This is a genomic window from Actinomadura sp. NPDC048955, from assembly GCF_040649435.1.
In the GTDB taxonomy this organism is placed as follows: domain Bacteria; phylum Actinomycetota; class Actinomycetes; order Streptosporangiales; family Streptosporangiaceae; genus Spirillospora; species Spirillospora luteofluorescens.
Genome location: NZ_JBEZJI010000028.1, coordinates 84,344 through 107,480, shown reverse-complemented (window position 1 = coordinate 107,480; position 23,137 = coordinate 84,344). Strand labels below are relative to the sequence as shown.

Here is a 23,137-nt window from a genome sequence, read left to right as displayed (position 1 = left end):
ATAGGGCGGGACCCCCGACAATTACCCCGTGCCCCCTGTTCCGAGGCCGCGGGGGGAGGTGACCCGCGGCACCACGGCCCCCAACCGGCTGCGCCGGATCGACCGCTGGATCGCCGCCACCCAGACCGCCGCGCTGCGCTCGGACGCGCGGCCGCTGGCCGTCGACCTCGGCTACGGCGCGTCCCCGGTCACCACCTTCGAGCTGTACTCGCGGCTCCGCCCGGTGTCGCCGCGCCTGGAGGTCGTCGGCATCGAGATCGAGCCGGCCCGGGTCGCCGCCGGGGTCGCCTTCGCCGCCGCGACCGGCCCCCACGAAGGGCTGTCGTTCCGGCGCGGCGGTTTCGAACTGCCGGTGCCGCGCCCGCCGGTGCTGGTCCGGGCGCTCAACGTCCTGCGGCAGTACGACGAGGCGGCGGCCTGGCGCGCCTGGGACGACCTGCGCGCGCGCCTCGCCCCCACCGGCGTCCTGGTCGAAGGGACCTGCGACGAGATCGGGCGCCGCGCCGTCTGGGTGACGCTCACCAAGGACGGCCCGCGGACCATCACGTTCGCGGCCCACGTGCGCTCGCTCGAACGGCCGACCGCGCTGGCCGAACGGCTGCCCAAGACGCTCATCCACCGGAACGTGCCGGGCGAGCCCGTCCACGAGTTGCTGACCGCGTTCGACCGCTGCTGGGACACCGCGGCGCCCCACTCGGTGTTCGGTCCCCGCGCGCGCTGGGTCGAGGCCGCGTCGCTGCTGGCGCGGACACATCCCGTCCTGGCGCGGCCCCCGTACGGCGGCCGGAACCGGTGGCGCCTCGGTGAGGTCACGCTTCCCTGGAGCGCCGTCGCGCCCTACTCGCGGTGAAGCTTGTGCGGCGCGGCCTGGACGCGCGGCTGGACGTCGATCCGGTCGATGTTGACGTGCGGCGGACGGGTGACGGCCCAGGCGACGCAGTCCGCGACGTCGTCGGCGACCAGCGGCTCGGGGACGCCCTCGTAGGGCTTGGCGGCCTTCTCCTCGTCCCCGCGGAAGCGGACCAGCGAGAACTCCTCTGTCTTCACCAGGCCCGGCGCGATCTCGGTGACCCGGACCGGTTCGGCGACCAGTTCCAGGCGCAGCACCTCGTTGATCGCGTAGGCGGCGTACTTGGCGGCGTTGTACCCGCCGCCGCCCTCGTAGGGGGCGTGCCCGGCCAGCGAGGTGATGTTGACGATGTGGCCCGCGCCGCTCTCGACCAGCTTCGGCAGGACCGCCTTGGTGACGCGGGCGAGGCCGATGACGTTGCTCTCGTACATCGACCTCCAGTCGTCCAGGTCGGCGGTCGCGACGCTGTCAAGGCCGAGCGCGCCGCCGGCGTTGTTGACGAGGACGTGGCAGGCGCCGACGGCCGCCGCGAGCGCGTCCACCGACTCCTGCGAGGTCACGTCCAGGGTGAACGCCGCGATCCGCCCCGCGCCCGGCACGCTCTCGGCGATCTCGCCGGCGAGGGCGTCGAGCCGGTCGCGGCGCCGCGCGGCGAGCACGACGTTGAACCCCTCGGCCGCCAGGCGCCTCGCCGTGGCCGCCCCGATACCGCTGCTTGCTCCGGTCACAATCGCCGTCTTGCGCATGCGTCCAGTCTTCCGGGTGGGTGAGCGTGGATCGGCAGAGTAAGCCAGAACGGCAGCCTATCCGCGCGCCGGGCACGGGTGAGGTGCGTCACTGTGGCGGGCGGCCGCGCTTGCCGCCCTAGCTGAGGGAACACGGAACCCGGTCGATAGGTTGCACTGTCGGAGGTGGTGTCGGGTGTCGCGTCGTATCAGCCGGGTTGCGACAGTGAGTGTGCATACGTCCCCTCTGGACCAACCGGGCACCGGCGACGCGGGCGGCCTGAACGTCTACGTCGTCGAGGTGGCCAAGCGGCTCGCCGCCAGGGGCGTCGAGGTGGACATCTTCACCCGCGCGACCTCGCGGGCCCTCCCACCCGCCGTGGAACTCGCGCCGGGCGTCCTCGTCCGCAACGTGGTCGCCGGGCCGTTCGAGGAGCTCGACAAGGCCGAGCTCCCCCGCCACCTGTGCGGCTTCACCTCCGGGGTGCTGCGCGCCGAGGCGGCCCACGAACCCGGCCACTACGACCTCCTCCACACGCACTACTGGCTCTCCGGCCAGGCCGGCTGGGCGGCCAAGGAACGGTGGGGCGTCCCGCTCGTCCACTCCATGCACACGATGGCCAAGGTCAAGAACGCGGCCCTCGCGGACGACGACAAGCCCGAGCCGGCCGAACGCGTCCTCGGCGAGGAGCAGGTCGTGGCGTCGGCCGACCACCTCGTCGCCAACACCGCCAAGGAGGCCGGGGAACTCGTCGGCCTCTACGGGGCCGACCCCGCCCGCGTCGCGACCGTCAGCCCCGGCGTCGACCTCTCGCTGTTCCGCCCCGAATCGCCCCTCATCGCGCGCGGCGCCGGCCTCCTGCCGCACCGGACCGGCCCCGCCCGCCGCCGCCTCGGCCTGCCCCGCGACGCCTACGTGCTGCTGTTCGTCGGCCGCATCCAGCCGCTGAAGGCCCCCGACGTGCTGCTGCGCGCCGTCGCCCGCATGCTCGCCGACGACCCGGCGCTGCGCTCGCGGCTCGTCGTCGCCGTCGTCGGCGGCCCGAGCGGCTCCGGGCTGTGCCGCCCCGCGGGCCTGCAACTGCTCGCCGCCGAACTCGGCATCTCCGACGTCATGCGCTTCGAGCCGCCGTCGCCGCAGCACGAGCTGGCCGACTGGTACCGCGCCGCGGACGTCACCGTCGTCCCGTCCCACAGCGAGTCGTTCGGGCTCGTCGCCGTCGAGTCCCAGGCCTGCGGGACCCCCGTCGTGGCGTCCCGCGTCGGCGGCCTGTGCACGGCGGTCGCCGACGGCGAGTCCGGCGTGCTGATCCCCGGCCACGACCCCGCCGACTACGCCGCCGTCCTGCGGCGCCTGCACGCCGAGCCCGGCCTGCACGCCCGCCTCGCCCGCGGCGCCGTCCGCCACGCGCGCGACTTCGGCTGGGACGCCACCGTCGACCGGCTGCTCGACGTGTATACCGGTGCCATGCCGGCGCCGGCCGCGGCCGTGCGGGCCACCGTATGAGCCGAGCCGACCGGGGGCGCGGGGGAGCCGCCCCCCAGAGGGGGGAGCGCACATGACCATCGCCGAGACCATCCGCGAGACGCTGAGGTCCAACGAGCTGGAGTTCGAGGAGCCGCGCGAGGACGCGTTCTTCGTCAGGCTCCCCGGGCAGCACAAGCTCGCCACCATGACGTGGCTCATCGCCGGCGACCACTCGCTGCACGTCGAGGCGTTCTTCTGCCGCCGCCCCGACGAGAACCACGCCGAGTTCTACCGGTTCCTCCTGGAGAAGAACGGCCGCATGTACGGGGTCGCCTTCGCGCTGGACGACGTCGGCGACGTTCACCTCGTCGGGAAGGTCCCGCTCGAATCGGTGTCCCCGGAGGAGATCGACCGCCTCCTCGGCTGCGTCCTCACCTACTCCGACGAGAACTTCGACAAGGCGCTGGAGCGCGGGTTCAAGTCGTCCATCCAGCGCGAGTGGGACTGGCGCGTCAAGCGCGGCGAGAGCCTCGCCAACCTCCAGGCCTTCGCCTCCTTCGCGGACCCGGCCAACCGCGAGTGACCCGTGCGGGGCCGCTAGGCTCTGGTGCCATGGCGACCCTGGTATTGCTCCGGCATGGCGAAAGCGTCTGGAACGCGGAAGGGCTGTTCACCGGCTGGGTGGACGTCGACCTCTCCGCGAAGGGCGAGAGCGAGGCGACCAAGGGCGGCGACCTGCTGCTCGACGCCGACATCACCCCCGACGTGCTCCACACCTCCCTGCTGAAGCGGGCCATCCGCACCGCCAACATCGCTCTCGACGTGGCGGACCTGCTCTGGATCCCGGTGAAGCGCTCCTGGCGCCTCAACGAGCGCCACTACGGCGCCCTCCAGGGCAAGAACAAGGCGCAGACGCGCGAGGAGTTCGGCGAAGAGCAGTTCATGACCTGGCGCCGCTCCTACGACACCCCGCCGCCGCCCATCAAGGACGACGACCCCCTGTCGCAGGTCAACGACCTGCGCTACGCCGAGCTGCCGTCCGAGCTCATCCCGCGCTCGGAGTGCCTCGCCGACGTCGTCGACCGCATGCTGCCGTACTGGTACGACTCGGTCGTCCCCGACCTGGCCGCCGGCAAGACCGTCATGGTCGCCGCGCACGGCAACTCCCTGCGCGCCCTGGTCAAGCACCTGGACGACATCTCCGACGAGAAGATCGTCGGCCTGAACATCCCCACCGGCATCCCCCTCGTCTACGAGCTGGACGACGACTTCTCCCCGCTCAAGCGCGGCGGCGAGTACCTCGACCCGGCCGCCGCCAAGGCCGCCATCGAGGCCGTCAAGAACCAGGGCGCCGCCAAGGGCGGGAGCGCCGCCAAGCCCGCCGCGAAGGCCCCCGAGCCGAAGGACGAGCGCAAGTCCAGGCGCGGCAAGCGCAAGTAGCCACGGAGGGGCCGCCCCCGGCGGCCCCTCGCATGCCGGACGCGGACCGGCGAGGTCATCCGGAGCCGGTGCTCGCGGGAACGGCCGCGCGGTCGCCGCGGTGAATGTGCACGGCAACGGCGAGCCCGGCGACGGTGAGCGCGGCCGCGACGGGCAGGAGAGAGCGCGGGCCCGGCCCGTCGATCAGCGTCCCGCCGAGCCAGCCGGCGAACGCGGCGGCGACCTGGAACGCGGAGGCGTTCACGGCCACCGCCAGCGTCGGGGCCGCGCCCGCCGAGGTCAGGACGCGGGTCTGCATGCCCGGGAGGATCGCGAAGGCCAGCAGTCCGAGCGCGAACGTCATCACGGCGGCCGGCGGCCGGGCCCCGCCGACCGCCCAGAACAGCGCCAGCGCGGCGGCCAGCGCGCCGAGGAGCCAGGCCAGTGAGGGCATCAGGGCCCGGTCCGAGAGCCTGCCGCCGAGGAAGTTGCCGGCGACCGCGCCGGCGCCGTACACCAGGAGCAGCACCGGGACGGCGCCCTCGGGGAACCCGCCGACCTCGGTGAGCAGCGGGGCTATGTAGGTGAAGACGGTCACCACGCCCACGTTGCCCAGGGCGGTGAGCGCGATGGCCAGGCGGACGTCCCGTCCCGCGAACACGCGCAACTCGCCCCAGAGCGGACCGGTCGCGGCGGCGGGAAGGGCGGGCACGAACCGCAGCACCATGAGCAGGCCCAAGGTGGTCAGCGCGGCGACCGAGCCGAAGGTCGCCCGCCAGCCGAGGGTCTGGCCGATCACGGTGCCCAGCGGGGCGCCGAGGACGATGCCGAGGTTCAGCCCGAGCGCCACCTTCGCGATGGTCGAGGACTCCCGGCCCGCGGGGGCCATGGAGGCGGCGGTGGCGATGGCGACGGCGAAGAACGTGGCCACGACCAGCCCCGCGGCGAACCGCGCCGCGAGCAGCACCGGGTAGTTCGGCGCCAGGGCGGAGCCGAGGTTCCCGAGGACCGACACGGCGATGAGGCCGGTGACGAGCGGTTTGCGCGGTACCCGCGCGGTCAGCACGGTGACGACCGGACCGCCGACGATCATGCCGAGCGCGTAGGCGCTCACCAGGCGTCCGGCGGCGGGCACCGAGACGCCGAGGTCCGCCGCCACGTCCGGCAGGATGCCGGCGATGACGAACTCGCCGGTGGTCAGGCCGAAGACGACCAGCATGAGGGACAGGAGAGAAGGGGGCACGCGCGGCTCCATTTACTTCGAACTCGGATGATGCGAATTAGCAATATCATGATTCGAAGTACAGGCGCTACACTCGGGGCATGCGCGAGCAGATGGAACGGGACGTGTGCAAGCTGGTCCACCGGTTCGCGCAGCGGCTCGACGTCCACGCCCGGCGGGTCGCCGACGAGGTGGGCATGACCGCGGCCCAGGTCGTCGCGCTCCGCGAGCTGTCCGAGCCGATCACGGCGCGCGAGCTCGCCCACCGCATGGCGTGCGAGGCGTCGAACGCGACCTTCCTGGTCGACCGCCTCGAAGGGCAGGGCCTCGTCGAGCGCCGCCCCCACCCCACCGACCGCCGCGCCAAGCAGATCGTCCTCACGCCGGACGGCGAACGCTGCCGCGCCGACGTCCTCGAACGGCTCGACGCCGACTCGCCGCTGACCGCGCTCGCCCCGGCCCAGCAGGAGTCCCTACGCGACCTCCTCCGGTCGCTCCTGGGAGAGTCCGCCTAGCCGGCGACCCGGCTAGCGGGTGAAGGTGAGGCGGGCGGCGCGGCCCTTCTCGCCCGCCGCCCAGCAGCCACCGTCGGGCGCGCAGTCGACGGTGTCGAAGCTCCCGGTGTCGAACCGGGTCCACGTGCGGCCTCCGTCGAGGGTGCCGTCGCTGCCCGTGGGGCCCACCGCCAGCGCGGCCGGGCCCGCATACGCAGGCCACACCGCACCCGACCGGTACTCGGCCGGCGGGCGGCGCGCCGCCCGCCACGTGCGGCCCCCGTCGCTGGTCGTCGCCGCGGCCGCCGGGGACGGCTGCCCCGGCCGGTAGTCGCCGCCGACGGCGACGCCGTGCCGGGAGTCGCGGAACGCCACCGCGAACACGCCCTGGGACGCGCTGGACGGCAGCGGCGTGCCGGCGACGGTCCAGGTGAGGCCGCGGTCCCCGGAGTGGAACACGCGCGACCGCGACGCCCCGCCCGTCGCCAGCCACACGTCCCGCGACCCGTGGCTCACCAGGCACTGCCCGCTGGCGGCGAACCCGGCCTCGCCCTCCAGCGCCGGGGGCATGCCCTCGGACGGCAGGACCCGCCAGCTGCGGCCCGCGTCGCCGGTGGAGATGATCCGGAACCGGCCGTCCACGGGGTCGCTGACGGCCAGCCCGTGCCGGGAGTCGAAGAACGTGACGCAGTCGTAGAACGCCCTCGGATCGTCGTTCTCGAAGCCGAGCGTCCAGGTGGCGCCGCCGTCCGAGGTCCGGTAGACGCGGGACGCGTCGCCCTCGCCGATGGCCAGCACGACCGCCCGCCGCGCGTCGAACGCCTCGACGTCGCGGAACTCCAGGCCCCCCGCGCCAGCCGGGGCGACGTCGCGCCACGTGCGGCCGCCGTCCGTCGTCCGCAGCACGGTCCCGCCGCTGCCCGCCAGCCACGCGGTCTCGCGGCCGACCGCCGCGAGGCCGCGGAACCGCGCCTCGCTCCCGGTCGGCGTGAGCCGCCAGGCGGGCCCGCGGGCCCCCGGCGACGGCCGCTCCGACGCGGCGCCCGGCACCCCGAGGGCGGCCGCCGTCACCGCCCCGCACACCCCGGCCACCGTGATCGCCCGGCCCAGCGCCCGCATCGGTCCCATGACGCGCAAGCTAACGAACGTTGATCAAGCCGTCCAGACCCACGGGGGCCGGGCCGCGCCGGCCGGGTCAGGCCGAGTCGATGATCTCCTCGGGCCGCTGGCCGGTCACCAGGTAGACGACGTTCTCCGCGACGTGCACGGCGTGGTCGGCGAAGCGCTCGAAGTAGCGCCCGGCGAGCGTGATGTCGACGGCCGGCTCGACGCCGTGCCGCCACTTCGGGGACAGCAGCATGTCGAACAGGCGGCGGTGCAGGCGGTCCATCTGGTCGTCGTCGGCGTCCAGCTCCAGGCCCATCTCGACGTCCTGGGACGCGATCACGCTGCCCGTCTTGGCGATCATCCGCTCGGCGATCTGCCCCATCTCCAGGACGATCGCCTGCAGCTCGGGCGGGACGGCCGACTCGGGGTGGCGGCGGCGGGCCGTCTTGGCGATGTGCACGGCGAGGTCGCCCATGCGCTCCAGGTCACCGCTCATCCGCAGCGCCGTGATCAGGGTCCGCAGGTCGCCGGCGACCGGCTGCTGGCGGGCCATCAGGTCGAACACCGTCGCCTCGATGGCGGCGTCGATCTTGTTGACGTGCTCGTCCCCGCTGATGACCTCCTCCGACAGCCGCAGGTCGGCGTCCAGGAGGGCGGTCACCGCGCGGGCCATCGCGGACCGGACGAGGCGGGTCATCTCCACCAGGCTGTCGGTGAGGGAGTCGAGTTCCTCGTGGTAGGCGTCGCGCACTTGAGAATCCTTCGATGTGAACGGGCGGGCAGGGCGGACTCGCCCACGCCACACTTTGCCCCACGGGCGTGAACGCATCCGGAGGGAAAGGTGAACTTTCGGGTAACGAGAAGGCGCTGACCAGGCCAGGCGGGAAGCGTCGCTCCGAACGCCGCTTACGATCCGAGGTGTGGAGGTCGAGATTGTCGCGAGCCTCACCGGGCTCGCCGGGCTCGCGATCGGGCTCGCGACTGGATTGGCGGTGCGGGTGAGCGAGCGTGCCCAGCGGACGGCGGTTGCGACGAACCCGGTGGGCAGCCTGCCGCCGGGCGTCGCCTCGGTGCTGAGCGTCCTGCGGTCCTCTGCCGTCGTGGTGGACGGCGAGGACCGGGTGCTGCGGGCCAGCTCGGCGGCGCGGGCGTACGGCCTGGTCAGCGGCGACCACCTGGTGGTGGACGAGGTGATCGCGATGACCCGGCTCGTCCGCCGCGACGGGGAGATCCGCGAGATCGAGATACAGGTCGGCCCGAGCGGCGGCCGCCGCCGGGCCGAAGGGCGCTGGTTCGCGGTCCGCGTCGCGCCCCTCGGCTCGCACGGGCTCGTCCTCGTGCTCGCCGAGGACCTCACCGACATGCGCCGCACCGAGGCGATCCGCCGCGACTTCGTGGCGAACGTCAGCCACGAGCTGAAGACCCCGGTGGGTGCCCTGTCCCTGCTGGCCGAGACCGTCGAGGGAGCCGCCGACGACCCCGAGGCCGTCCGCCGGTTCGCCGGCCGGATGCAGTACGAGTCGGTGCGGCTGAACAACCTCGTCCAGGACCTGATGACGCTGTCGCGCGTCCAGGGCGACGAGCCGCTGCCCGAACTGACCCCCATCACCCTCGACGAGGTGATGGCCGAGGCGCTCGACCGCTGCCAGATCAAGGCGGTCGCCAAGGACATCCAGCTCGCGTCCGGCGGCGAGGACGGGCTGCGGGTCCGCGCCGACCAGGAGCTGCTGGTCACCGCGCTGCGCAACCTCGTCGACAACGCCGTCGCCTACAGCCCCGAGCACACCCGGGTGGTCGTGTCGACCCGCCGGTGCGACGAGACGCACGTCGAGATCAACGTGACCGACCAGGGCATCGGCATCCCGGAGGCCGAGATCGAGCGGATCTTCGAGAGGTTCTACCGGGTCGACCCCGCCCGCTCCCGCCAGACCGGCGGCACCGGCCTCGGCCTCGCCATCGTCAAGCACGTCACCAGCAAGCACGGCGGCGACGTCACGGTGTGGAGCAAGGAGGGGCACGGGTCGACGTTCACGATCCGGCTCCCCCTGATCGACACGCCCCGCCGCCGGACGGCCGGCGCGACCGCCTATCAAGCCCCAGAGAACACCGCCCGGGAGGCAACACCGTGACCCGCGTGCTCGTCGTGGAAGACGAGGAGTCCTTCAGCGACGCACTGTCGTACAACCTGCGCAAGGAGGGCTTCGAGGTGGCCGTCGCCGCCACGGGCCCCGACGCGCTGGACATCTTCGAGCGCAACGGTGCCGACCTCGTGCTGCTCGACCTGATGCTGCCCGGGCTGCCCGGCACCGAGGTGTGCCGCGAGCTGCGCGCCCGCTCCAGCGTCCCGGTCATCATGCTGACCGCCAAGGACAGCGAGGTCGACAAGGTCGTCGGCCTGGAGCTCGGCGCCGACGACTACGTCACCAAGCCGTTCTCCACCCGGGAGCTGATCGCCCGGATGCGGGCCGTGCTGCGCCGCCAGGGCGAGGTCGAGGAGCCGGCCCCGGCGACGCTGGAGGCCGGCCCGGTCCGGATGGACGTGGAACGCCACGTGGTCAGCGTGGGCGGCGAGGCCGTCCAGCTCCCGCTCAAGGAGTTCGAGCTGCTGGAGGTGCTGCTGCGCAACGCCGGGCGCGTCCTCACCCGGATGCAGCTGATCGACCGCGTGTGGGGCGCCGACTACGTGGGCGACACCAAGACACTGGACGTCCACATCAAGCGGCTCCGCGCCAAGGTCGAGGAAGTGCCGTCCACCCCCCGCTTCATCGTCACCGTCCGAGGCCTCGGCTACAAGTTCGAGCCCTAGCCGAACGCCGTGACCTGCGTTCTCTGCCGCGGGCATGGCCGTGAGGGCACATTCAGGGCACCTGCGGTTTCGATCTTGCCCGCCTGGTCGAAGAACTGATCCATGGCCAGGCGGGCACGGTCGGCCGCATCGGGCATCGGATGCGCGTACGTCCTCAGGGTCAGCGTGCCCCGGGGGACGCGGCCACGGTGCGGACGTCGACACCCGCAGCGAGCCACGCCGAGGCTGCCGTGCGGCGAAGGACGTGCATCCCGTCCTCAGGCGTCTCCGGGACTCCGATGGTCTTGCGGACCGCATGACGACCGATGCGCGTCTGACACCAGCAGGCTTCGGTGCAGTTGCGGTGCTGCCGACGCTCGACCCGAGCGTTGTGGGCGACGAGGCCGGTGAGTAGAAGCAAGAGCCATCTCGACCGGCACGGTGGGCCGGTCGGACGGCGGAGGCCAGCGCCATCGGCGAGCGAGGCGGCCGGCGCGCACCACGAGTTCGAGCCTGGAGACGAGGACGGGGACCCGGCGGCGTGCCGCCGGGTCCCCGCAGGTGGGTCTAGCGGTTGGTCCAGGTCATGGCCGCGAGGCCGCCGATGCCCATGGCGCAGGCACAACCGAGGCCGAGCCAGCCGCCGGCGTAGGCGTTGAAGAGGAGATCGTCGGCGAGGACGCGGTCGAAGAACGCGACCCCGCAGACGGCCCCGACGACGGCCCCGACGGCGAGGTTGAGGACCACCGCGACGCGGATCTCCCTGGGGAGGAGCGCGTTGGGCCAGGTGAAGCCGACGCCATCGACGACGTTGACGATGCCGTTGACGACGACGAGGATGACGGCGCCCGCGACAGCGCTGACGGCGATGGCGACGACGCCGCTGGTGCCGAGGACGCTGTGCTGGTCGCCGTTGCTCATGACGGCGGCGCAGACGCCGGTGATGATGGCGGCCGCGATGACGAGGACGGCGCCGATGACAGCGCCGCGGATGAAGACGGCGCTGCGGACGATCATGAATTTCGTCATTGGATGACTCCCGGTTTGTGGCACGCGCAGGTGCGCGCGACTCGATCCGGCATCTACCGTCCCAAGGCGAGGGGATCGCGCATCCATGACTCCGGCCACGTCCCGATGTCGAAGTTCGATCGGCGGCGGAAATGAGGAACGGCCCGTCCCGGGTGGGACGGGCCGTTCTCTTGTATGTGAGTGCCGGGGCGGCGGGGTCAGCCGGCGGCCGGGGTCTCCGTGGTGGCCGGGGTCGGCGACGACTCGGGCCCGCCCTGCTCGGCGCCCGGGGACGGCGACGTGCTCGCCTCACCGCCGGGGGTCTGGCCGGGCGTCTGGCCGCCAGGGGACTGCTGGCCGCCGGGGGACTGCTGGCCGCCGGGGGACTGCGGCGTGGCGGGGGTCATGGGCAGCGGGTAGCCGCTGAACTCGTCCTGCCGCGCGACGACGGGCACCTGGAACTCGACGGACCCGGCGCGCTCGAACCGCATCGTCAGCGGGACCGTGGCCCCGGCGAGCAGCTCCTTGCCGAGCTGGGGCAGCACGATCAGCGGCTGCTCCCCGCCGGTGCCCGGCGTGGCCGACGGACCGCCGCCCTGCGGGCCGGTCGTGTTCTGCGAGGTGGGGGTCTCGGACACGTTCGGCGTCGCGCCCTGACCGGTCGGCTCGGGGGTGGCGCCGCCGGAAGGCGCGGCCGGGCCGGAGGGGGTGCCGCCGGTCGGGGTGGCGCCCGGCTGCTGCGTCTTCTTCTTGCCGCCCTGCTGCTGTTGCGGGGTGGGGGTCGCGGAAGGCTTGCCCAGCAGCTTGGTGAAGCTGCCCGTCCCGTCCGGGGCGGCGGGCGGCAGCGTGAGCGCGCCGCCCTGGATCTTCGCCTCGGCGCCGAACGCCGGGCTGCTGACCGAGACCAGGCGGTCCTGCCGGCCCTTCACCTGGTTGATGACCACACCGTAGAGGGCCAGGGACGTGCCCGCGGGGACGGGGCGTCCCGCCTCGGGAGCCAGCAGGAACATGTGGCGCAGGTCGATCTGCGCCGCGCCCGGCTTGTCCTTCGGCACCGACACGTTGACGCCCTCGGTGAGCTGGGTGGGGGCGGCGGACTGGGGCTTCTCGCCGGCGCCGCAGCCGGAGACCACCGGCGCGATGGCGACGGCGCCCGCGACGGCGAGCACGACCATTCGACGGCTGTTTCGGATCACGGCGGCGGTCTCCTCGCGAAATATCAGATGAAGAGGTGGCTTCAGGAAGTTGTGAGGCTGGCGTGAGATACGCCAGGGGAAGCGTAGCGAGGTCCTGCCGGTGACCCCTCCCCGGGGTGGCCGACACGCCTGGCGCGAGATGCCTAACCGGAGCCGAGACTCTTGATCTTCCCGGTGAGCTCGGGGCCGGGCCGGGGCGCGCGGACGACCTCGGTGACCAGGCCGTCCGGCTGCACGAAGACGGCGGTGATGCCGGTGCCCGTCGGGCCGGGCGTGCCGGGGGCGGGCGAGTAGGCGCCGGCCAGGACGCCGGCGCGGTCCTCCAGGATCTGCGGCGTCCCGTTGTGGGCGGTGCCCGCGCACGCCTTGAGGTCCTTGAGCGGCATGGGCTTCCTGTCGCCCGCCGGGCGCGGGTCGGCGACGAGCCAGAAGGTGAGGGTGTACTCCTGCGTCCGTCCGGCCAGCTCCGCCACCAGGCCCTCGCACCGGTACCCGGGCGGGACGACGGCGATCACGCCGGGGCGCAGGTCCCGCAGGGGCCTGGAGGCGCGGCCGGCGGTCACGAGGTCGACCCGGCGGTCGGGCAGCAGCCCGCCGACCCTTCCGGGGCTCGCGGTGGGGCGCGGGGCCAGCTGGGCGGTCGTCGGCCGGGGCGCGGGACGGGGGCCGAACGCCGTCATCAGGACGCCGCTCAGCAGCGCGACCAGCAGCGCGCCCGCGATGATCGGGACGGCGACCCCGAACCGGGTCAGTGGACGGTACAGCCGCCGCACCCGGGCCCTGCGGCGCCGCCGGCGCCTCTCCCGGTGGTAGGCGGCGACGTCGCGCTCCAGCTCGCGGGCGTCATCGGGCACGACGACGTCAACGCGTGGGAGCCCGTAGTCGTCGGGCTCCGGGTCGCCGCCGTCCGGCCTCACGCGGCACCTCCCTCGCCGATCCGGTGTTCCCGCGGGACGCGCGTCCCCATGCCGTGTCCTATTAAGACTCTTCCGGGCGCTTCGTACCCGCGCGGCCCAGGGTGCTCACATCCCAGTATGGAACCCGTCCGCACCGCCGGCGGAACGATGCTTGTAACCGGGGGCCGCTTACCGGTAAAGGCGCGGGGGCGAGATCGCGGTGTTCTTCCGGCTACGCTCGGTGGGGAGAACTGGTCGGCGATGCACCAATAAAGGGGTTTGTCAATACCTCAATATGTGGCTTGACCTGCGCATTTGTCGGGAAGGCGGGTTCGGGCACGCTCGTTTCCGTGCTACCCTGGTTCTAGCGGAAGGGGTACTTGTCACATGACTTTCCAGGTCGGCGACACCGTCGTCTACCCCCACCATGGGGCTGCTCGGATCGAGGCCATCGAGACTCGCACCATCAAGGGTGAGGACAGGACCTACCTGGTCCTGAAGGTTGACAAGGGTGACCTGACGGTACGGGTCCCGGTCGAGAACGTCGAGGACGTGGGCGTCCGGGACGTCGTCGGCCAGGACGGGCTGGAGAAGGTGTTCGAGGTGCTTCGCGCACCCTACACCGAGGAGCCCACCAACTGGTCGCGCCGGTACAAGGCGAATCTTGAGAAGCTCGCCTCCGGCGATGTCAACAAGGTCGCGGAGGTCGTTCGCGACCTCTGGCGGCGCGACAAGGAGCGCGGGCTGTCCGCGGGTGAGAAGCGGATGCTCGCCAAGGCGCGCCAGATCCTGGTCAGCGAGCTCGCGCTCGCCGAGAAGACCAACGAGGACAAGGCAGAGGCCCTGCTCGACGAGGTCCTGGCCAGCTGAGCGGCCGACCGCGTTGAACCAACGGCTCCCTCGGGTGGGCGTCGGTACCGACGTCCACCCGTTCTCGTCCGAGCCCCGGCCCCTGTGGGTCGCCGGGCTCGAATGGCCCGGTGAGGGCCACGGTCTCGCCGGGCACTCCGACGGCGACGTCGCCGCGCACGCCGCCTGCGACGCGCTCCTGTCGGCCTGCGGTCTCGGCGACCTCGGCGCCGTCTTCGGCACTTCCGACCCGCGCTGGTCCGGCGCCTCCGGCGTCGTCCTCCTGCGCGAGGTCGCCCGCCTCGTCGACGAGGCGGGCTTCACCATCGGCAACGTCGCCGTCCAGGTCATCGGCAACCGTCCCAAGATCGGCAAACGGCGCGCCGAGGCGGAGAAGACCCTCACCGAGGCCCTGTCCGGCGCCCCGGTGACCGTCTCCGCCACCACCACCGACGGCCTGGGCCTGACGGGGCGGGGCGAGGGCCTCGCCGCCATCGCCAACGCTCTCGTCCTCCCTCCCCCGTAACGGGCGCCTACGCCAGGGCCGGGAGGACGGTGCCCGTCACCTCGCCCAGGGCGATGCGGGAACCGGAGGCGCCCGGAGCCTGCGCTCGGAGCGTCACGGTGTCGCCGTCCTCCAGGAACGTGCGCTCCGTACCGTCGTCCAGCAGCAGGGGTTCCTGGCCGTTCCAGCTGAGTTCCAGCATGCAGCCGCGCTCCCCGCGCTCGGGGCCCGAGACCGTGCCCGACGCGAACAGGTCGCCCGTGCGGAGCGGGGCGCCGTTCACCGTGGCGTGCGCGAGCTGCTGCGGCGGCGTCCAGTACATCGACGCGAACTTCGGCCGCGCCGCCGTCCGGCTGTTGATCAGGACCTCCAGGTGCAGGTCCAGGCCCCACGGCTCGTCGCAGCGCAGGTAGGGCAGCGGCGCCGGGTCCTGGACGGGCGGCGGGACGCGTGCGGGCTCCAGCGCCGCGACCGGCACCACCCACGACGAGACCGACGTCGCGAACGACTTGCCGAGGAACGGGCCGAGCGGCTGCGACTCCCACATCTGCAGGTCGCGCGCGCTCCAGTCGTTCACCAGCACGAACCCGAACACGTGGTCGCGGAACGCGGAGGCCGGGACGCCGCGTCCGGCGGGGGAGGGGACGCCGACGACGAAGCCGACCTCCGCCTCGAAGTCCAGGCGCCGTGACGGGCCGTAGGCCGGCTCCGGGGCGTCTGCGGCCCGCCGCTGCCCGGACGGCCGGATGATCGGCGTTCCCGTCGGGTACACGGTCCCGGAGCGGCCGTGGTAGGCGACCGGCATGTGCTTCCAGTTCGGCGGCAGCGGCTCGCCCTTCGGCCGCAGGATCCGTCCCGCGTTCGTCGCGTGGTGCTCCGAGGAGTAGAAGTCGACGTAGTCGGCCACCTCGAACGGCCTCTGCATCTCCACGTCCGCGACCGGGATCAGGTGCGGCTCGACCCGGCCGCGGTACGCCTCGTCGGTGAGGAGCTCGGTCACCCGCTCCCGGTTCGCCTGCCAGGCGGCGCGTCCCGCGACCATGAAGGCGTTCAGCGACCCGGAGGCGAAGTACCGCCGGTCCTCCACCAGCCCCGCGGCCGACATCTCCGCCAGGTCGAGGACGCGGTCGCCGATGGCCACGCCGACGCGCGGCAGTTCCCCCGGGCGCGAGAAGACCCCGTACGGCAGGTTCTCGATGCCGAAGCCGCCGCCCTGGCCGCTCTCGACCCACGAAACGGTCGTCATGGACCCATACCTTCCCCCGCCGCCTCCCTTTCACCCGGTGCGACCTGATCAGCCCCCGCGGAAGGAAAAGAAGACTTCCAGATCAGGGCAAAGGCCCCGGAGAGAGCCGGTCTCGGCGGGCCTAGGTTGCGCGCGAACGCGTGACCTGCCCGGTGGAGCGAAGCCGGAGGCGAGCGGAACCGGGCAGATCGCGAAGCGATGCCGCGTTCGCCCAGGCCAGGTCACGTAGCGAGTCGCCAGGCGAGCGAAGTGGGCCGGGACTGAATTCAACACAGCCTTAGTCGGCGGGTGGGACGGGGCCGCTGCGGAAGTTGCCGGACGGCGGCGGGTTCCAGTCGTCCCTGCCCGCGCGGTCGTCCGCGCCTGAGTCTCCGGCGTCGGGGTCTTCGGCGCGGTCGGCGGGCGGGCCGTCGTGCTCGTCCTCGTCGGCGTCCTCGTCGGCGTCCTCGTCGGCGTCCCGGGGCGGGGGCATCACGAGGTCGGGGCGGGTGGTCGCGGCGGCCGGGGGCTCCTCGGCGGAGCGGTCGCGGCCCCGGACGAGCTCGACGTCCGTCGGCAGCAGGTCCGGTACCGCGTCAAGCGGCGGGCGCGGCTGCGGCAGCGGGTCCAGCGGCGGCGCCGGCTCCGACGACAGGCTCTCGTCGGCGGCGAAGGGGGTGAACTCCTCCGGCACGGGTGCGGGCTTCTCGGCGGCGGGCCACTCGGGCTCGTCCTTGAACGGCAGGATCGGCCCGCGCCGCATTTCGGGCTCGGGCTCGCTCTCCGGTTCCGGCTCCGGTTCCGGTTCCGGCTCTGGTTCCGGCTCGGCGGGCGCCTCCAGCGCGAGCGGCGGCGCCGCGGGCCCGAGGACCTTGACGTGGCCGCGCTGCGCCTCGACCGGCGCCTCGTCCCCGGCGGCGGGCCGCGCCACCCGGATCTGCTTGACCATCGTCAGCCACAGCCAGACGGCGATCACGAGCATGGCGTGCGGCGCCACCGCCACGCCCGTGCGGACCGCGTCGTCCGGCAGCGGGCCGAACCCGCGGACCGAGTGCTGGACGGAGACCGCGGCGCCCCCGGCGAGCAGCAGGACCAGCAGCGTCCAGCGCGGCAGCCGCGTCCACCAGCGGGCGTTGCGGGTCACGACGAGCGACAGGATCGTCACGGCGGTGAGGGTGTCGGCCATCGCCGGGTACAGCGGCGCCCACCGGCGGCTCACCCCGCCGGCGACGGCGAGCTCGCGCAGCACGTCGTAGGTCAGCGCGAACGCGCCGCCCGCGAGCGCGGCGACGACGAGACCGGCGACGGCGGTGAGCAGCCGCCGCTGCACGGGCGTGTAGGAGGGCCGGGTCGGGTCAGTCGGCATGTCTCTCGTTCCGGATGGGAGGGGTCCTCCGCCGAGATTAACCAGCCGGGACGCCGCCGAACCGCAAGTTCTTCGTGATCACTGTGACGCTGCGCACTATAAGTGGGGAGACGTACGGTATTGGTGATGACAGGGCAAGGGAGGCAGTGATGGCGTGCGGCAGGTTCGTGCGTGTCACGCGGGCCCGCGCGGCCGGGTAGCGGCGTCGTGGCGTCCCCTCGGGACCGGCTCGGCGAACCGGTCCGGATCTTCGACGGGCGGGCCGCCGCCCGCCGGACCTGGGCGTGGCTGGCTCTGCTGTGCCTGGCCGCCGCGGCGCTCGTCCCGGCGGCCGTCGTGTACCTGCACGCCCGCGTGTGGTGGGTGGGCGTCCCGGCGCTGCTCCTGTCGATGGGGTACGCGGCCGCCGCCGGATGGATCGCGGGGCGCGACCGTCCGCGCTTCCGGGGCCGCGTCGCCGCCCTCCACACCGGGGGCCTTGCGGTCACCGGGCCGGGCGGCGGGGCCCGCACGTGGGACGAGTTCGTCTCGGTGACGGTCGCCGGCGTTCCGGGCGGGCCCGGCGGGCGCGTCCGGTGGTGCTTCACGGTCGTCGCCGACGACGGGAGCGTGCTGCGGCTCGGCGACGATATCCCCGACGTCCGGACGCTCGGCGTGGCCGTCGCCCAGGAGGTGACCGCCCGGATCGTCCCGCGCCTCCTGACGTCGGTGGAGGCGGGGGAGTCCGTCCGGATCGGCCCCTTCGCGGTCGACCTGGAGGGCGTCGAGAAGGACGGCGAGCGGCTGCCGTGGAGCGCCGTCCGGGACGTGGTGATCGGGAGCGGGATGGTGACCGTGCACGCCCGCCCGGGCCGGGCGGATCTGGCGACGGTCGCCTCCCGGATGCCGGACGCGCTAGCGTTCAATGTCCTGTGTCACCAGGTCAGAGACCTGGTCGAAGATTTCTGAAGATTTTTTCGGCGGGGATGTCGAGAACCGGCCGGCCGCTCCGATCGTGTTGCGAACGGGCCCGGAGACGGGGCCGCACGACGACGAGGAGACGACCGTGAAGTACATGCTGATGATCTACAACCGTCCCGGCTTCCTGGAGGAGCTGACCGAGCAGGAGCGGACCGCGCTGTTCGGCGAGGTCGAGGCGATCATGACCGAGCTGTCGGAGTCGGGCGAGCTGGTCGGCGGGGCGGCGCTGGCCGACCCGTCCCTGACCAGGACCGTGGCGGTCAGGGACGGGCGGCCGGCCGTGACGGACGGCCCGTTCCTGGAGGCCAAGGAGCACTTCGCCGGCTACGTCAGCGTGGACTGCGACACCGAGGAGCGGGCCCTGGAGATCGCCGCCCGCTGGCCGGACGTCAAGTACGGCGGCTACCTGGAGGTCCGGGCGATCATGCAGGACTCCGGGACGGAGATGTGAGGACGCCCCCGGCCGTCGAGGACCTGCTGCGCGAGCTCGCGCCGCAGGTGCTCGGCACGCTCGTGCGGCGGCACGGCGCCTTCGACGCGTGCGAGGACGCCGTCCAGGAGGCGCTGCTCGCCGCCGCCGTCCAGTGGCCGGGGGAAGGCGTTCCGGAGAACCCGCGCGGCTGGCTGCTGACCGTCGCGACCCGGCGGCTCACCGACCAGTGGCGCAGCGAGCGGGCCCGCCGCGACCGCGAGGCGGCGGTGGCCGCGGAGGAGCCCGCCGAGCCCGGCCCGGATGAACACCGTGCGGCCGACCGCGACGACACGCTGACGCTGCTGTTCCTGTGCTGCCATCCGGCGCTGACGCCGTCCTCGCAGGTCGCGCTGACGCTGCGGGCCGTCGGCGGCCTGACGACGGCGCAGGTCGCCCGCGCGTTCCTCGTCCCGGAGGCGACGATGGCGCAGCGGATCAGCCGCGCCAAGCAGAAGATCAAGGCGGCGGGGGCGCGGTTCGCGGCCCCGCCGCCGGACGAGCGGGACGAGCGGCTGCGGGCCGTCCTGCACACGCTGTACCTGATCTTCAACGAGGGGTACACCGCCTCCAGCGGGCCCGACCTGCGACGCGCGGACCTCACCGCCGAGGCCATCAGGCTCGCCCGGGCGCTGCACCGGCTGCTGCCCGGCGACGGGGAGGCGACCGGGCTGCTCGCGCTGATGCTGCTCACCGACGCCCGCCGCGCGGCCCGCACGGCGGGCGGCGGGCTCCTGGTCCCGCTCACCGAGCAGGACCGGACGCTCTGGGACCCCGAGCAGATCCGGGAGGGCGCCGAGCTGATCACCGACGCGCTCACCTGGTCGCCGCCCGGCCCGTACCAGGTGCAGGCCGCGATCGCCGCCGTGCACGCCGAGGCCGCCCGGCCGCAGGACACCGACTGGCCGCAGATCCTCGCGCTGTACCGGGTGCTGGCCCACCTGGCGCCGAACCCGATGGTCACGCTGAACGAGGCCGTCGCGCTGGCCATGGTGGACGGGCCGTCCGCCGGCCTCGACCTGCTGCGCGCGCTGGACGGCGACACCCGGATGGAGGGGCATCACCGGCTGGCGGCCGTCCGGGCCCACCTGCTGGAGGCCGCCGGCGACGCGCCGGCCGCGCGGGAGGCGTACCGGGACGCCGCCCGCGGCACCACGAGCCTGCCCGAGCGGCGCTACCTCGAGTCCCGCGCCGCCCGGCTCAACGAAGGAGACTGCGATGGGAAAGCTTGAGGTCCCCGGCGCGACCCTCTACTACGAGGTGCGCGGCTCCGGGCCCGTCCTGCTGCTGATCTGCGGCGGGATCTACGACGCGGCGGGCTTCGCCGGCCTCGCCGGGCCGCTCGCCGACCGGTACACGGTCGTGACGTACGACCGGCGCGGCAACTCGCGCAGCCCGATCGACGGGCCGCCGGAGCGGCAGCGCGTCGAGACGCACGCGGACGACGCGTCCCGGCTGCTCGCCGAGGTCGCCGGAGGCCCCGCCTTCGTGTTCGGCAACAGCTCGGGCGCGCAGATCGGGCTGGAGCTCGCCGCGCGCCATCCCGGGCAGGTGCGCGCGGTGGTCGCCCACGAACCGCCTCTGCTGACGCTCCTGCCGGACGCGGACCACTGGGAGACCGTCATGGCGGACGTGGAACGCGCCTACCGCGACGGTGGTGTCGGCCCCGCCATGGGGACGTTCGGCGCCGCGCTGGGCATGGGCGGCGGCGAGGAGGAGGGGCCCGCGGAGCAGGAGCCGCCGAGCCCGGAGATGCGGGAGATGTTCGCCCGCTTCGAGAAGAACACCGACTTCTTCGTCGGGTACGAGGTGCCGGGCTTCGGGCGGTACGAGCCCGATGTGGAGGCGCTGCGCGGGTCGTCCGTCCGGATCGTCCCGGCGGCGGGGGCGGAGTCCGCGGGCGAGCCGCCTCATCGGGCCGCGCTGGAGCTGGCGGAGCGGCTCGGAACGTCCGCCGACATCTATCCCGGCGACCACGGCGGCTTCGGCCCGCACGCCGCCGCGTTCGCCGCCCGGCTGGCGGAGACGTTCCCGGTGGAGTGACCCCGCGGCACGGCCGGATGGCAGAGTCCGGCCTGTGCGATGCGCCACGTAGCCGGACGCCGATCCAATAACCTGAACCCGTGAGCCTGCGCCTTTACGACACCGGTACCCGTAGCGTCCGCACGTTCGAGCCCCTGGAAGAGGGCCGCGTGGGGATGTACGTGTGCGGTGCGACCCCGCAGGCGGCCCCCCACATCGGGCACCTGCGCTCGGGCGTCATCTACGACGTCCTGCTGCGCTGGCTGCGCGCGTCCGGCTACGAGGTGACGTTCGCGCGCAACGTGACCGACATCGACGACAAGATCATCGCGGTGTCGGCGGAGCGGGGGGTGCCGTGGTTCGCGGTCGCCGAGGGCAACCAGCGCACCTTCACCCAGGGCTACGACCTGCTCGGCTGCCTGCCGCCGACGATCGAGCCGCGCGCCACCGGGCACGTCCCGGAGATGATCGTCCTGATGCGCCGGCTGATCGACAAGGGCCACGCGTACGCCGCGGGCGGCGACGTGTACTTCGACGTCAAGTCCTGGGCGGACGAGTACGGCGCCCTGTCGAACCAGCGGCTGGAGAACATGCGCTCCGCCGGCGACACCCCCAACGAGGAGCTCAAGCGCGACCCGCGCGACTTCGCGCTCTGGAAGGGCGCGAAGCCGGGGGAGCCGTCCTGGGAGACGCCCTGGGGGGACGGGCGCCCCGGCTGGCACCTGGAGTGCTCGGCCATGGCGACCCGCTACCTCGGCCCGGTGTTCGACATCCACGGCGGCGGCGTCGACCTGATCTTCCCGCACCACGAGAACGAGATCGCGCAGTCCCGTGCCGCGGGCGACGGCTTCGCGCGCTACTGGCTGCACAACGGCCTGCTCACCGTGGACGGCGAGAAGATGAGCAAGTCGGTGGGCAACGTCGTCCTGCTGCCCGACCTGCTGGGCAAGGCCCGTCCGGTCGAGGTGCGCTACTACCTCGCCTCGGCGCACTACCGGTCGCTGATGGACTACACCGACGACGCCCTCGCCGAGGCGGTCTCCGCCTACCAGCGCATCGAGGGCTTCGTGACGCGGGCATCGGAACTGGTGGGGGCCGGGTCGCCGGCCTCCGTCCCGGCGGCGTTCGCCTCCGCGATGAACGACGACCTGGGCGTCCCGCAGGCGCTCGCGACGCTCCACGAGAACGTCCGGGAGGGCAACAGCGCCCTGGCGTCCGGCGACCGCGACGCGGTGCGGGAGCGCCTGGCGGCCGTCCGTGCGATGGCGGACGCCCTCGGCATCGACCCGCTCTCGCCGCAGTGGCGGACCGCGGGCGAGGACGACCTGCGCCCCGTCGTGGACGCCCTGGTCAAGGTGGCGCTGGAGCAGCGGCAGGCGGCCCGCGCCCGCAAGGACTACCCGGCGGCCGACGCGATCCGCGACGGCCTGTCGGAGGCCGGCGTCCTCGTCGAGGACACCCCGCAGGGTCCCCGCTGGGAGCTGAAGCGCGGCTGACCGTGCATGGCGCACCCGCGCGGCGGATAAAATCGAGCGTTCGCGGGGGTTCGTCGCCGTCCGCTGAGATCTTGAGCCGCCCGGCAGGGGCGAGCACGCAATCGTCGCGAGGGGCGTAACCGACAATGGCCAAGAACAAGGGCAAGGGTCCCACCCCCAAGGCCGAGGACCGGCACTGGCACGGCAAGCGCCAGAAGGCCCGCGCCGTCAAGAGCTCCAAGCGCACCGGCACCCCGACGCTGGGGCCGGGCGCGCGCGCCCAGAGCCAGGCCGAGAACCGTCCGGCCGGGCGTCCCGCGGGCGCGCGCCGCGCGACCGGCGAGGTCCCCGAGCTGGTCACGGGCCGCAACCCGGTCGTCGAGGCGCTGCGCGCGGGCGTCCCCGGCACGGCCCTGTACGTCATGTCCGGCACCGACGAGCGGGTGCGCGAGGCGATCCAGATCGCCGCCGACCGCCGCATCCCGCTGCTGGAGACCGGCAAGAACGAGCTGGACCGGCTGACCGACGGCTCCGTCCACCAGGGCATCGCGCTGCAGGTCAAGCCCTACCGGTACGCGCACCCGGACGACCTGCTCAAGGGCAAGGCCCCCCTGGTCGTCGCGGTGGACGGCATCACCGACCCCCGCAACCTCGGCGCGATCGTGCGGTCCGCCTCCGCGTTCGGCGCGACCGGCGTGGTCGTCCCGGAGCGTCGCGCGGCGGGGGTCACGGCCGGCGCCTGGAAGTCGTCCGCCGGCACCCTCGCGAACATCCCGGTCGCGCAGGCCACGAACCTCTCCCGCCAGCTCAAGGCCTACCAGAAGGCCGGCTGCTTCGTCGCCGGCCTGGACGCCGCCGGCGGTGTGACCGTCGCCGACCTGGAACTCGCTTCGGGGCCGTTCGTGCTGGTCGTGGGCTCGGAGGGCAAGGGTCTCGGACGTCTCGTCGCCGACACCTGCGACATGCTCGTCACGATCCCGATGCCGGGCAGGGCCGAGTCGCTGAACGCCGGAGTCGCCGCGGGCATCGCCCTGTACGAGATCAGCCGCCTGCGCGCCTGAGATCGGAAATAATCTCAACGTTCAGATAATTGACG

Annotated in this window: 24 protein-coding genes; 15 read left to right on the top strand and 9 right to left on the bottom strand. The window is 73.3% G+C overall.

Translation table 11 applies throughout. The features are described from left to right. Nucleotides 1-28 precede the first annotated feature (28 nt). A complete protein-coding gene (locus AB0C84_RS25585; RefSeq protein WP_361070928.1) occupies nucleotides 29-850 on the top strand; it encodes a class I SAM-dependent methyltransferase in 822 nt (273 codons plus the stop codon). Here the strand turns inward: AB0C84_RS25585 and AB0C84_RS25580 are convergent. Further along, on the bottom strand, nucleotides 838-1,596 hold the full coding sequence (locus AB0C84_RS25580) for an SDR family NAD(P)-dependent oxidoreductase (RefSeq protein WP_361070925.1): 759 nt from the start codon (nucleotides 1,594-1,596) through the stop codon (nucleotides 838-840). The two genes, AB0C84_RS25585 and AB0C84_RS25580, sit on opposite strands and share 13 nt — an antisense overlap. A gap of 175 nt (nucleotides 1,597-1,771) precedes the next feature. On the opposite strand from AB0C84_RS25580, the gene mshA reads away from it, so the two are divergent. From mshA to AB0C84_RS25565, 3 genes are read left to right on the top strand one after another with little or no spacing between them, the layout of a single operon-like run. Next, a complete protein-coding gene (gene mshA, locus AB0C84_RS25575; RefSeq protein WP_361070922.1) occupies nucleotides 1,772-3,082 on the top strand; it encodes a D-inositol-3-phosphate glycosyltransferase in 1,311 nt (436 codons plus the stop codon). 52 nt (nucleotides 3,083-3,134) lie between these two features. Continuing rightward, nucleotides 3,135-3,626 carry a YbjN domain-containing protein gene (locus AB0C84_RS25570; RefSeq protein ID WP_361070919.1) on the top strand — a complete coding sequence of 164 codons (492 nt, stop codon included), beginning with the start codon at nucleotides 3,135-3,137 and terminating at the stop codon, nucleotides 3,624-3,626. A gap of 29 nt (nucleotides 3,627-3,655) precedes the next feature. Then, entirely contained in the window at nucleotides 3,656-4,483 is an 828-nt protein-coding gene (locus tag AB0C84_RS25565; RefSeq protein ID WP_179844307.1) for a phosphoglyceromutase, read from the top strand. A gap of 55 nt (nucleotides 4,484-4,538) precedes the next feature. Here the strand turns inward: AB0C84_RS25565 and AB0C84_RS25560 are convergent, their stop codons facing one another. After that, entirely contained in the window at nucleotides 4,539-5,705 is a 1,167-nt protein-coding gene (locus AB0C84_RS25560; RefSeq protein ID WP_361070914.1) for an MFS transporter, read from the bottom strand. 80 nt (nucleotides 5,706-5,785) lie between these two features. On the opposite strand from AB0C84_RS25560, the gene AB0C84_RS25555 reads away from it, so the two are divergent. Beyond that, nucleotides 5,786-6,199 carry a MarR family transcriptional regulator gene (locus AB0C84_RS25555; protein ID WP_179844305.1) on the top strand — a complete coding sequence of 138 codons (414 nt, stop codon included), beginning with the start codon at nucleotides 5,786-5,788 and terminating at the stop codon, nucleotides 6,197-6,199. Nucleotides 6,200-6,211: 12 nt separating this feature from the next. Here AB0C84_RS25555 and AB0C84_RS25550 read toward each other — a convergent pair whose 3' ends face one another. Further along, a complete protein-coding gene (locus AB0C84_RS25550; RefSeq protein WP_361070911.1) occupies nucleotides 6,212-7,306 on the bottom strand; it encodes an oxidoreductase in 1,095 nt (364 codons plus the stop codon). A gap of 67 nt (nucleotides 7,307-7,373) precedes the next feature. Beyond that, the gene (gene phoU / locus AB0C84_RS25545) at nucleotides 7,374-8,036 is read right to left on the bottom strand and encodes a phosphate signaling complex protein PhoU (RefSeq protein WP_179844304.1); all 663 of its coding nucleotides are present in this window, start codon (nucleotides 8,034-8,036) and stop codon (nucleotides 7,374-7,376) included. Nucleotides 8,037-8,205: 169 nt separating this feature from the next. On the opposite strand from phoU, the gene AB0C84_RS25540 reads away from it, so the two are divergent. After that, nucleotides 8,206-9,414: an ATP-binding protein gene (locus tag AB0C84_RS25540; protein WP_179844303.1), complete on the top strand. Its 1,209-nt coding sequence runs from the start codon at nucleotides 8,206-8,208 to the stop codon at nucleotides 9,412-9,414. Further along, nucleotides 9,411-10,091, top strand: coding sequence for a response regulator transcription factor (locus AB0C84_RS25535; RefSeq protein ID WP_361070906.1), 681 nt, complete (start codon nucleotides 9,411-9,413; stop codon nucleotides 10,089-10,091). The genes AB0C84_RS25540 and AB0C84_RS25535 overlap by 4 nt, the downstream gene beginning before the upstream one ends. 546 nt (nucleotides 10,092-10,637) lie before the next feature. Here the strand turns inward: AB0C84_RS25535 and AB0C84_RS25530 are convergent. The 3 genes from AB0C84_RS25530 to AB0C84_RS25520 form a co-directional block, all read right to left on the bottom strand. Next, on the bottom strand, nucleotides 10,638-11,099 hold the full coding sequence (locus AB0C84_RS25530) for a hypothetical protein (RefSeq protein WP_361070903.1): 462 nt from the start codon (nucleotides 11,097-11,099) through the stop codon (nucleotides 10,638-10,640). Nucleotides 11,100-11,296: 197 nt separating this feature from the next. Beyond that, complete coding sequence (locus AB0C84_RS25525) at nucleotides 11,297-12,274, bottom strand: hypothetical protein (protein ID WP_361070900.1); 978 nt, start codon at nucleotides 12,272-12,274, stop codon at nucleotides 11,297-11,299. A 143-nt stretch (nucleotides 12,275-12,417) separates the two neighbouring features. After that, nucleotides 12,418-13,191 carry a hypothetical protein gene (locus AB0C84_RS25520; RefSeq protein ID WP_361070897.1) on the bottom strand — a complete coding sequence of 258 codons (774 nt, stop codon included), beginning with the start codon at nucleotides 13,189-13,191 and terminating at the stop codon, nucleotides 12,418-12,420. 366 nt (nucleotides 13,192-13,557) lie between these two features. Here AB0C84_RS25520 and AB0C84_RS25515 point away from each other — a divergent pair, with 366 nt between their 5' ends. Together AB0C84_RS25515 and ispF are read left to right on the top strand one after the other, a co-directional pair. Beyond that, nucleotides 13,558-14,040, top strand: a complete 483-nt coding sequence (locus AB0C84_RS25515) for a CarD family transcriptional regulator (RefSeq protein ID WP_021599843.1) — start codon at nucleotides 13,558-13,560, stop codon at nucleotides 14,038-14,040. A gap of 34 nt (nucleotides 14,041-14,074) precedes the next feature. Beyond that, complete coding sequence (gene ispF / locus AB0C84_RS25510; protein WP_339156563.1) at nucleotides 14,075-14,545, top strand: 2-C-methyl-D-erythritol 2,4-cyclodiphosphate synthase; 471 nt, start codon at nucleotides 14,075-14,077, stop codon at nucleotides 14,543-14,545. A 7-nt stretch (nucleotides 14,546-14,552) separates the two neighbouring features. Here the strand turns inward: ispF and fahA are convergent, their stop codons facing one another. Both fahA and AB0C84_RS25500 read right to left on the bottom strand, forming a co-directional pair. Further along, nucleotides 14,553-15,770 carry a fumarylacetoacetase gene (gene fahA / locus AB0C84_RS25505; RefSeq protein WP_361070894.1) on the bottom strand — a complete coding sequence of 406 codons (1,218 nt, stop codon included), beginning with the start codon at nucleotides 15,768-15,770 and terminating at the stop codon, nucleotides 14,553-14,555. A 277-nt stretch (nucleotides 15,771-16,047) separates the two neighbouring features. Continuing rightward, nucleotides 16,048-17,115, bottom strand: a complete 1,068-nt coding sequence (locus AB0C84_RS25500) for a DUF2637 domain-containing protein (RefSeq protein ID WP_361070891.1) — start codon at nucleotides 17,113-17,115, stop codon at nucleotides 16,048-16,050. 207 nt (nucleotides 17,116-17,322) lie between these two features. Between AB0C84_RS25500 and AB0C84_RS25495 the strand changes: the two genes are divergently transcribed. The 6 genes from AB0C84_RS25495 (at nucleotide 17,323) to rlmB (ending at nucleotide 23,102) form a co-directional block, all read left to right on the top strand. After that, the gene (locus AB0C84_RS25495) at nucleotides 17,323-18,063 is read left to right on the top strand and encodes a DUF6585 family protein (RefSeq protein WP_361070888.1); all 741 of its coding nucleotides are present in this window, start codon (nucleotides 17,323-17,325) and stop codon (nucleotides 18,061-18,063) included. A 46-nt stretch (nucleotides 18,064-18,109) separates the two neighbouring features. Further along, nucleotides 18,110-18,526, top strand: a complete 417-nt coding sequence (locus tag AB0C84_RS25490) for a YciI family protein (RefSeq protein WP_361070885.1) — start codon at nucleotides 18,110-18,112, stop codon at nucleotides 18,524-18,526. Further along, a complete protein-coding gene (locus AB0C84_RS25485) occupies nucleotides 18,523-19,776 on the top strand; it encodes a sigma-70 family RNA polymerase sigma factor (RefSeq protein ID WP_361070882.1) in 1,254 nt (417 codons plus the stop codon). Before AB0C84_RS25490 ends, AB0C84_RS25485 begins: the two co-directional genes overlap by 4 nt. Beyond that, on the top strand, nucleotides 19,763-20,587 hold the full coding sequence (locus AB0C84_RS25480; protein WP_361070879.1) for an alpha/beta fold hydrolase: 825 nt from the start codon (nucleotides 19,763-19,765) through the stop codon (nucleotides 20,585-20,587). Before AB0C84_RS25485 ends, AB0C84_RS25480 begins: the two co-directional genes overlap by 14 nt. Nucleotides 20,588-20,667: 80 nt before the next feature. Then, complete coding sequence (gene cysS / locus AB0C84_RS25475) at nucleotides 20,668-22,062, top strand: cysteine--tRNA ligase (protein WP_361070876.1); 1,395 nt, start codon at nucleotides 20,668-20,670, stop codon at nucleotides 22,060-22,062. Between the two features lie 125 nt (nucleotides 22,063-22,187). After that, on the top strand, nucleotides 22,188-23,102 hold the full coding sequence (gene rlmB / locus AB0C84_RS25470) for a 23S rRNA (guanosine(2251)-2'-O)-methyltransferase RlmB (protein WP_361070873.1): 915 nt from the start codon (nucleotides 22,188-22,190) through the stop codon (nucleotides 23,100-23,102). Nucleotides 23,103-23,137: the final 35 nt, after the last annotated feature.

What these genes read in the sequence shown, in the direction of transcription:
- AB0C84_RS25550 (WP_361070911.1), bottom strand. Translation starts at nt 7,306, where the DNA reads ATGGGACCGATGCGGGCGCTGGGCCGGGCGATCACGGTGGCCGGGGTG.
- fahA (WP_361070894.1), bottom strand. Translation starts at nt 15,770, where the DNA reads ATGACGACCGTTTCGTGGGTCGAGAGCGGCCAGGGCGGCGGCTTCGGC.
- AB0C84_RS25580 (WP_361070925.1), bottom strand. Translation starts at nt 1,596, where the DNA reads ATGCGCAAGACGGCGATTGTGACCGGAGCAAGCAGCGGTATCGGGGCG.
- AB0C84_RS25500 (WP_361070891.1), bottom strand. Translation starts at nt 17,115, where the DNA reads ATGCCGACTGACCCGACCCGGCCCTCCTACACGCCCGTGCAGCGGCGG.
- AB0C84_RS25515 (WP_021599843.1), top strand. Translation starts at nt 13,558, where the DNA reads ATGACTTTCCAGGTCGGCGACACCGTCGTCTACCCCCACCATGGGGCT.
- AB0C84_RS25480 (WP_361070879.1), top strand. Translation starts at nt 19,763, where the DNA reads ATGGGAAAGCTTGAGGTCCCCGGCGCGACCCTCTACTACGAGGTGCGC.
- AB0C84_RS25555 (WP_179844305.1), top strand. Translation starts at nt 5,786, where the DNA reads ATGCGCGAGCAGATGGAACGGGACGTGTGCAAGCTGGTCCACCGGTTC.
- AB0C84_RS25565 (WP_179844307.1), top strand. Translation starts at nt 3,656, where the DNA reads ATGGCGACCCTGGTATTGCTCCGGCATGGCGAAAGCGTCTGGAACGCG.
- AB0C84_RS25570 (WP_361070919.1), top strand. Translation starts at nt 3,135, where the DNA reads ATGACCATCGCCGAGACCATCCGCGAGACGCTGAGGTCCAACGAGCTG.
- AB0C84_RS25530 (WP_361070903.1), bottom strand. Translation starts at nt 11,099, where the DNA reads ATGACGAAATTCATGATCGTCCGCAGCGCCGTCTTCATCCGCGGCGCT.
- rlmB (WP_361070873.1), top strand. Translation starts at nt 22,188, where the DNA reads ATGGCCAAGAACAAGGGCAAGGGTCCCACCCCCAAGGCCGAGGACCGG.